The sequence below is a fragment of the Steroidobacter sp. genome (assembly GCF_016790065.1).
In the GTDB taxonomy this organism is placed as follows: domain Bacteria; phylum Pseudomonadota; class Gammaproteobacteria; order Steroidobacterales; family Steroidobacteraceae; genus Steroidobacter.
The window spans coordinates 1-7,003 of the sequence record NZ_JAEUPY010000869.1; the positions used below are offsets into that span (position 1 = coordinate 1).

The 7,003-nt window shown below is 62.6% G+C and carries 7 protein-coding genes; 2 read left to right on the forward strand and 5 right to left on the reverse strand.

Features of this window, described 5'->3' with window-relative positions; genetic code table 11:
- From JNL55_RS34830 to JNL55_RS34845, 4 genes are all read right to left on the reverse strand, one after another.
- On the reverse strand, positions 1 to 428 hold a 428-nt coding region (locus JNL55_RS34830; RefSeq protein WP_293865810.1), incomplete at its 3' end, for an ABC transporter permease.
- Positions 429 to 433: 5 nt separating this feature from the next.
- Positions 434 to 1,393, reverse strand: coding sequence for an ABC transporter ATP-binding protein (locus JNL55_RS34835; RefSeq protein ID WP_293865813.1), 960 nt, complete (start codon positions 1,391 to 1,393; stop codon positions 434 to 436).
- Positions 1,390 to 2,352, reverse strand: coding sequence for an HlyD family secretion protein (locus tag JNL55_RS34840; RefSeq protein WP_293865816.1), 963 nt, complete (start codon positions 2,350 to 2,352; stop codon positions 1,390 to 1,392). The genes JNL55_RS34835 and JNL55_RS34840 overlap by 4 nt, the downstream gene beginning before the upstream one ends.
- Positions 2,349 to 3,029 carry a TetR/AcrR family transcriptional regulator gene (locus JNL55_RS34845; protein WP_293865819.1) on the reverse strand — a complete coding sequence of 227 codons (681 nt, stop codon included), beginning with the start codon at positions 3,027 to 3,029 and terminating at the stop codon, positions 2,349 to 2,351. Before JNL55_RS34845 ends, JNL55_RS34840 begins: the two co-directional genes overlap by 4 nt.
- Before the next feature lie 267 nt (positions 3,030 to 3,296).
- Between JNL55_RS34845 and JNL55_RS34850 the strand changes: the two genes are divergently transcribed.
- Together JNL55_RS34850 and JNL55_RS34855 are read left to right on the forward strand one after the other, a co-directional pair.
- Positions 3,297 to 5,336 carry a M12 family metallo-peptidase gene (locus tag JNL55_RS34850; protein WP_293865822.1) on the forward strand — a complete coding sequence of 680 codons (2,040 nt, stop codon included), beginning with the start codon at positions 3,297 to 3,299 and terminating at the stop codon, positions 5,334 to 5,336.
- A gap of 115 nt (positions 5,337 to 5,451) precedes the next feature.
- A complete protein-coding gene (locus JNL55_RS34855) occupies positions 5,452 to 6,384 on the forward strand; it encodes a DnaJ C-terminal domain-containing protein (RefSeq protein WP_293865825.1) in 933 nt (310 codons plus the stop codon).
- A gap of 29 nt (positions 6,385 to 6,413) precedes the next feature.
- Here JNL55_RS34855 and JNL55_RS34860 read toward each other — a convergent pair whose 3' ends face one another.
- Positions 6,414 to 6,773, reverse strand: coding sequence for a response regulator (locus JNL55_RS34860; RefSeq protein WP_293865828.1), 360 nt, complete (start codon positions 6,771 to 6,773; stop codon positions 6,414 to 6,416).
- Positions 6,774 to 7,003: the final 230 nt, after the last annotated feature.

The window sequence follows — 7,003 nt, forward strand, 5'->3', positions numbered from 1 at the left end:
CGCGAAGGCATCGGCATCGCAGTGAACGTGCGCGCAATGTTTTCGACGGTGGGTTCGCTACCGTCGACCAGCAATTGCGCCAGCGGGCGACTCCGATCCAAGCGACGTCGCTCGAAGTCGGGCGGAATATAAATGCCGATACTGACCTCGCCCGCTTGCAGTAAGCGACGCAGATTCGGCACAGAATTGGCGTACTCACGCACTTTGATCACACCCGTCGCCTGCATATCGGCGATCAAGGCGCGCGACATCGTCGTCTGCGCTTCATCGACGACAGCAGCACCGAGCCCGCGCACGTCGTAGTTAATTGCATAACCGAACATCAGCATCTGGATCAACGGAATGCCGACGATCATGCCGAACGTGAGTCGGTCCCGCCGCAGCTGGCGGATCTCTTTCATGGCAATGGCGCGAATGCGATCCAGCATGGCGATTACCCGGCGGCGACCTGCCGCTCGCTGACATGATTACGACGAAAGCCGGTGGCGGCGACGAACACGTCTTCGAGACTGGCGCGAACGCGTTCCACCGAAGCTTGCACTCCTTGCTGCTGAAACAGCTCTCGGACGCGACGTTCCGGCTCCGATAAATCTCTTGCCAGCAACGCGTGCAGCCGATTGCCAAGTTGCGCGACGCTTTGCACGAATGGCTGGCCATCGAGCGCATGACGCGCGGCGCGCACATCTTCCGCTTCGATCTCGATGACGATGGCATCGATGCGATCCATCAGTTCTCGCGGCGCGCCTTCGGCAACCAGTTTTCCATTGTCGAGAATGGCCAGACCGTGACAGCGCTCCGCCTCATCCATGTAGTGGGTGGACACCAGAATGGTCGTGCCCAGATCCACCAGCTCGAACAAGCTTTCCCAAAAATCACGACGGCTCTGCGGATCCACCGCGCTGGTGGGTTCGTCGAGCAACAGCAACTCAGGGTTATGAAGTGTCGCGGCCGCGAGCGCGAGGCGCTGCTTCTGACCGCCGCTCATGGTGCCGGCACGCTGATCCCGCCGATCGTCGAGGCGATACTTCTGCAGTCGCTGCTCGATGCGCGCCACTCGCTCGGTCTTTTCCAGGCCGAAAATGCGGCCGATGAAATCCAGGTTCTCGCCAACCGTCAGATCTTCCCAGAGCGAGAATCGCTGGGTCATGTAACCAATCTTGTGTCGCAGCTTCTCGGCATCGCGCGGCACCGGATGGCCGAGCACCGTGCATTCGCCGCTGGTCGGCCGTAGCAGGCCGCAAAGCATCCGAATCGTGGTCGACTTGCCCGAGCCATTCGGCCCAAGAAAGCCATAGATGCGCGCGCGAGGAATATCCAGCGTGACGTGATCCACCGCAGTGAGCTTGCCGAAGCGACGAGTCAGATCGCGCGCACTGATGGCAGGCTCGCTCATTTCGCCGTCTCAGTCAGCATCACTTGCACTGGAATGCCGCTGGGAATATCGCGCGCCGCGTCTTCGGGAAGATCGACCTCGGCAAGAAAGCTCAGCCTCGAGCGATCTTCTTGCGTCAAGGCGTAGTAAGGAGTGAATGCCGCGTCGGCAGAGACGTATCGAACGACGCCCTGAAGCGGCTGATCGCGACCATCCAAACGCACCTGCACTTCGGTGCCGGATTTGAATTGCGCTCGCACCGGCTCGGGCACATGCACACGCGCGTATGGAACCCCGTCCGCCAACATCACGATGACCGGCGCGCCAGTCGCTGGCCGCTCACCCAACTTGTAGGGAATCGCTTCGATGCGACCGGCGCGGGGCGCAGTGACCACGTAGCGTGCCGCGCTCGTCTGCACTTCGGCCAACGCAGCTTGCGCTTGTTTTAGCGACGCTTCGGCTTGTTCCAACTCCTCGATGCGCGTGCCTTCCAACAGCAAGTTCAGCCGAGCCGTGGTTTGTTTCTGCGAGCCGATCGCGGTATCGCGACGTGCGCGCGCCTGATCCAACGACGATTGGCTGAGCAACTTGCGTTCGACCAGATCGCGCACGCGCTCATATTCCTTGGTCTCGGTGAGCAGCGAGCTTTGCGCGGACTCAGCACCAGCGCGCGCTTCAAGAATTTCCTGAGAACGCGGACCTTTGGTGAGTTCGGCGAGCCGACGCTCGGCGACATTGCGAGCGGCCGCTGCCTGATCCAGCTTGGCCTGCATGGCGCCCAGCTCTTGCCGAAGCAGCACGGCGCCGGCTGGCACCACGTCGCCTTCGTGCACGTCGATGCTGACGATGGGCTCGTTGGCTTCGGCAATCAGCTCCAGCCGATCGCGCTCCAACGTGCCCAGAATTTGGCCCTCATCGGAGCGGGAGCAGGCGCTCAGCCAACACACGCTGACCCAACAGACCAAGGTTCGCAGCTTCATGAGCCCGACTCCTGCGGAGAATTGACGATGCCCTGCAGAAACACGCGGGCGGTGTGGTCGATGAGTTGTTCCAGGTCCTCGCCCTCGTATTTCAATCCCAGCACCGTGGCCGACACCGGCTTGGTGAGGAATGGAAACATGCACAGCGACAACAGCGACAAGGCCGCCAGCTTGGGATTCAGATCCTGACGAAAGGCGCCGGCAGCTCGGCCGCGCTCGAGCAGTTCGACCACCAGCGGCAACTGACGCGAGGCGATCTCACGAATGAACGTCGCCCGGAAGCGCCCTTTCTCCGCCAGCACTTCGTTCAGGATGAACACGGGAATCCACGAGTTGGTCGCCACCGTGCGCATGTGCATGGCCATCAGCGCGGGAATATCCATCGGGCCGCCGGTCTGCATCAGCAGTCCAGCCAACCGCTCGCGTACCGGGGCAATCGCCGCGTCCAGCATGGCGCGGAACAGGCCGAGCTTGTTGTCGAAGTAGTAATGGATCATGGCCGGGGTCGTGCCGGCCGCCGTAGCGATCTGCCGAGCCGTTACGCGCTCGAAACCATGCTTCAAGAACAGCTTGCCGGCCGCGTCCAGCAAGGCGGCGCGGATGTCCTCTTCGCTACTGCCGGTCGGCCGGCCGGGCATGCGGGCACGCTTGCGTTTGGTGGCGGCCGTCAGAGTCATGGGCAGATATTAAACGCGTGTTTAAATAAGTGCGCAACTGGGACCATTTCGCGGGCTTGGCCGGGCCGGCGCCGGAGACCGCGCCGGGAGCTTTAGCGAGCTGGCTGGGGGTTCGTCGCGAAATCCAACATTCATCGCACAATTAGCAACTTGCACGTGATCCAGCTCCCGTCCTGGAGAAACTGGCCGTTGCGACTGTTGCCGCTGCCGAGCGGGTATGCGAAAAGATGCGCCGATCTTTCGGCAGCGGGCGGGTTCGACACAGCGATGGGGGGAGGCACGCGCAACGGCGCAACCAGGTTCGGCAGATGGCTGGCGGCATTCGCCCTCAGCGCCATTTCCGGAACCGCGTTCGGCGTCGATAGCGATGACTCTCGGATCCTGTACTTCGAGCGCCTGCAACTGGCCGCGCCGCTGGCCCAGGGCCAGCACAAGACCGCCGTCAAACACGCGCTCAAGTTCGACGCCTACGGCCGCCGCTTCGAGTTGACGCTGGAACCGAACGACAAGCTGTATCCGGCGCTACAGACTCAATCCCACCTGGCCCTGTATCGCGGTCAGCTCGACGGCATCGCCGGCTCGTGGGCCCGCATCTCAGTGACCGACGGGCAGCTGCAAGGCATGGTCTACGACGGCACCGAGCTGTACGTGATCGAGCCGGTCGCGCAGCTGCAAGACGCCCTGCCCGCGAACACTGACGTCGATGCCGACAGCACGGCGATCTTTCGCCTGGCAGACGTGGCGATGACGCCGGGCGCCGCTTCGTGCGGTTCCGAAACCAGTGCCGCAGCCACCTCCACCAAAGGCTCCGACGCCTTCAACTCGATGGTGGGCGAACTGAAAGGCTCGCCGGCCCTGATGCAAGCGGTCGGCGCCACCAAGCGTCTCGAGATTGCCGCGCTGGGCGACCTGCTGTTCCAGAACCGCTTCGGCTCCGAAGCCTCGGCACGCGAAGAAATCCTGCGTCGTCTGAACAACGTCGACGGCATTTATAGCTCGCAGCTGGGCATCGAGATCAGCGTATCCAGCATCGACCTCGGCGACTCGCTCTCCGCCACCACTTCGGCTTCGTCGTTGCTGAACGAGCTCGGCGATCTGCGCAAGCGTTCCTCGAACCTGTATTCGCGCGGTCTGACCCATCTATTCACCGGCCGTAATCTGGACGGCAGCACGGTGGGCATCGCCTTCATGAACTCGGTGTGCGACCGGCAATACGGCGCCGGAATCACCGAAGCCAGCATGCGCAGCGCCTGGACCGAATCGCTGATCGCAGCTCATGAAATCGGCCACAACTTCGGCGCGCCCCACGACGGCGATGCCGACGAAGCTTGCGCCAGCACGGCCACCGGCTCGTTCCTGATGTCCCCGAGCATCAACGGCAACGACCGCTTCTCTGCCTGCAGCTTGGGCATCATGCAGCCCAAGGCAGCGAGTTCGAGTTGCATTACTGCGCTGGCGGACGCCGACATCGAAGTGGATGCCGCGCTCGGCACCGTGCATCACCCGGCGGACACCGAGTTCGACTGGGAAGTGACGGTACGCAACGTCGGCGGGCTCACCACCAGCAACGCCAGAGCGACCCTCACCGTCCCGGCGACACTCGTCATCGACGATGCGTCGGTGCGTGGCGGTACTTGCACCAGTGGCGCCGGCACGGTCTCGTGTCTGCTCGGCCAGATCGCCGGCGGCAATGCCACGACCGTGATTCTTTCCCTGCACAGCACTGTGGCCGCCGCGCATTCGATCTCGGTCGACGTGAGTGCCTCGAACGAAACCAACCTCGCCAACAATCATGGCGAAGGCACGATCAGCACTCAGCCCGAAGTCGATCTGGCGGTGAGTCTGCAGGCGCCGGTGTCGATCACGGCAGGCACGGCGTTCAGCGCCACCTTGTCAGCCAGCAATTTGTCGGAAAACGACGCCGACAGCGTGACGCTCACTATCGCGTTGCCGGCAGGCGTGACTGCGTCGTCCGCCACCTTCGATGGCAACAGCTGTACGGTCGGCACCAGCAACGTCACCTGCTCACTGCCCGCGCTGGCTTCCGGCGAAAGCGTCACCGGATCCATCACGCTGACCGCGTCGACCGCGGGAAGCGCGGTGCTACAGGCGCAGATCTCCAGCGGCCAGGTCGACAAGGTCACGAACAACGACACCGCTGCGGCCACGGTCAGCGTGACCAGCGTGTCCGCGACCGCAACCCAGTCCGGTTCCTCGGGCGGCGGTGGCGGTGGCTCGACCAGCCCTGGCCTGCTCGCCTTGCTTTTTGGGGCGTTGGCCCTGAAAAATCGTCAGCGGCGCTACTAGTATTGCCCAGGGTTGAACCGAGCCCGGGCCGCGCTTGAAAGCGCGGTTGTCAGCGCCATCTACGTCGCCATGCATGCAGAATCCATGCAGCCCCACCTGAGGTGTAGGTTTCGCCGTGCCTGAATACAAGGATTACTACAAAACCATGGGCGTCGCCCGCGACGTCGGCCAAGACGAGCTGAAGCGCGTCTATCGCCGGCTCGCGCGCAAATACCATCCGGACGTGAGTAAGGAAAAGGACGCCGAGGCGCGCTTCAAGGACGTGCAAGAAGCTTACGAGGTCCTGAAAGATCCGCAGAAGCGCGCAGCCTACGATCAGCTGGGCAGCAACTGGCGCCAGGGCCAGGAATTCCGTCCGCCGCCGGACTGGGGTCAGAACTTCGAGTTCTCCAACGCGTTCGGCGACCAGGAAGGCGGCTTCAGCGATTTCTTCTCGTCATTGTTCGGCGGTGCTGCCCGCGGCGCTGGCGGCCCACGTGCGCGCGGCGGTGGCCGAGGCTTTGCCATGGCCGGCGACGATCAAGTCGCCAGCATCGAAATCGACGTCGAAGATTCGTTTCGCGGCGGTTCGCAGACCATCGAGCTGAAGAGCGCGCAGATGGGCGAACCTCGCACGCTCAAGATCAGCATTCCTCAAGGCATCGTCGAAGGCCAACGCATTCGGCTGGCCGGTCAAGGCAGCCCCGGCCAAGGCGGCGGCCCGTCGGGCGACTTGTATCTGGAAATCCGCTTTCGGAAACACAAGTTGTTTCAAGTGGAAGGCCGCGATGTGACGTTGACGCTGCCGATCGCGCCATGGGAAGCCGCGCTCGGCGCCACGGTGGCGACGCCGACGTTGGCCGGGACTGTCGACTTGCGCATTCCCGCGAATGCGAAAGCCGGTCAACGCATGCGACTCAAAGGCCGCGGCCTACCCGGCGCGACGCAAGGCGATCAGTACGTGGTGTTGAAGATCGTGTTGCCGCCCGCCGATTCGGCGCGAGCGCGCGAGGTATACGAAGAGATGCAACGCGAACTGCCGTTCGATCCGCGCGCGGAATTTCAATAAATGTGTCCTCGCCGCGGCGAGGAAAAAACTCAGTGCGCGTGCTGCGAATGATCCAGCAGATACGCGACGCGGCGCACGATGGAAACATCCACGTGCGTCTTCTCGATAAAATCCACCGCCCCCTCGCGCATGGCCGCAACGGCCGCGCGTACGTCAGCATCCTCTCCCAACAAAATAACCGGGGTGGTCGCGTGCGTCGCCCTTAAGCATTTCAGCAGGTCCAAGCCCGACATTCCGGGCAAGGTCATGTCGGTGATCAAGCAACTGCCGCGAGTACCGTGAGGTGAGGCGAGATAACTTTCAGCGCTGTCGTAATCCTGAACATCCGCGTTCAGCTTACTCAACATGGAACAAAGCAGTCGGCGGTCCTTTGCGTCGGCTTCGATCACTGCAACGATTGGGCGAGAGTACGACACGACTGGAATAATGATTGCGCTGAGAAGAAAGCGGCCACGGCCAACGTATTAGGAAAACCCGAACCGCAGGGAGGATTGGGGGCGGTGGACTTGCCTGTGGGCCGTGGTCGCATGTTGATATCTTGGCCGAGCGCCACCTGTGAAAAAGTCGCACTTGTACTTAAGGAAAGGCAGCGCCGCTGAACGCTGCACTCACCGCATTT

Excerpts from the sequence above, each read along its gene's own strand:
- JNL55_RS34835 (WP_293865813.1), bottom strand. The coding sequence starts at position 1,393 with ATGAGCGAGCCTGCCATCAGTGCGCGCGATCTGACTCGTCGCTTCGGC.
- JNL55_RS34840 (WP_293865816.1), bottom strand. The coding sequence starts at position 2,352 with ATGAAGCTGCGAACCTTGGTCTGTTGGGTCAGCGTGTGTTGGCTGAGC.
- JNL55_RS34845 (WP_293865819.1), bottom strand. The coding sequence starts at position 3,029 with ATGACTCTGACGGCCGCCACCAAACGCAAGCGTGCCCGCATGCCCGGC.
- JNL55_RS34850 (WP_293865822.1), top strand. The coding sequence starts at position 3,297 with ATGGGGGGAGGCACGCGCAACGGCGCAACCAGGTTCGGCAGATGGCTG.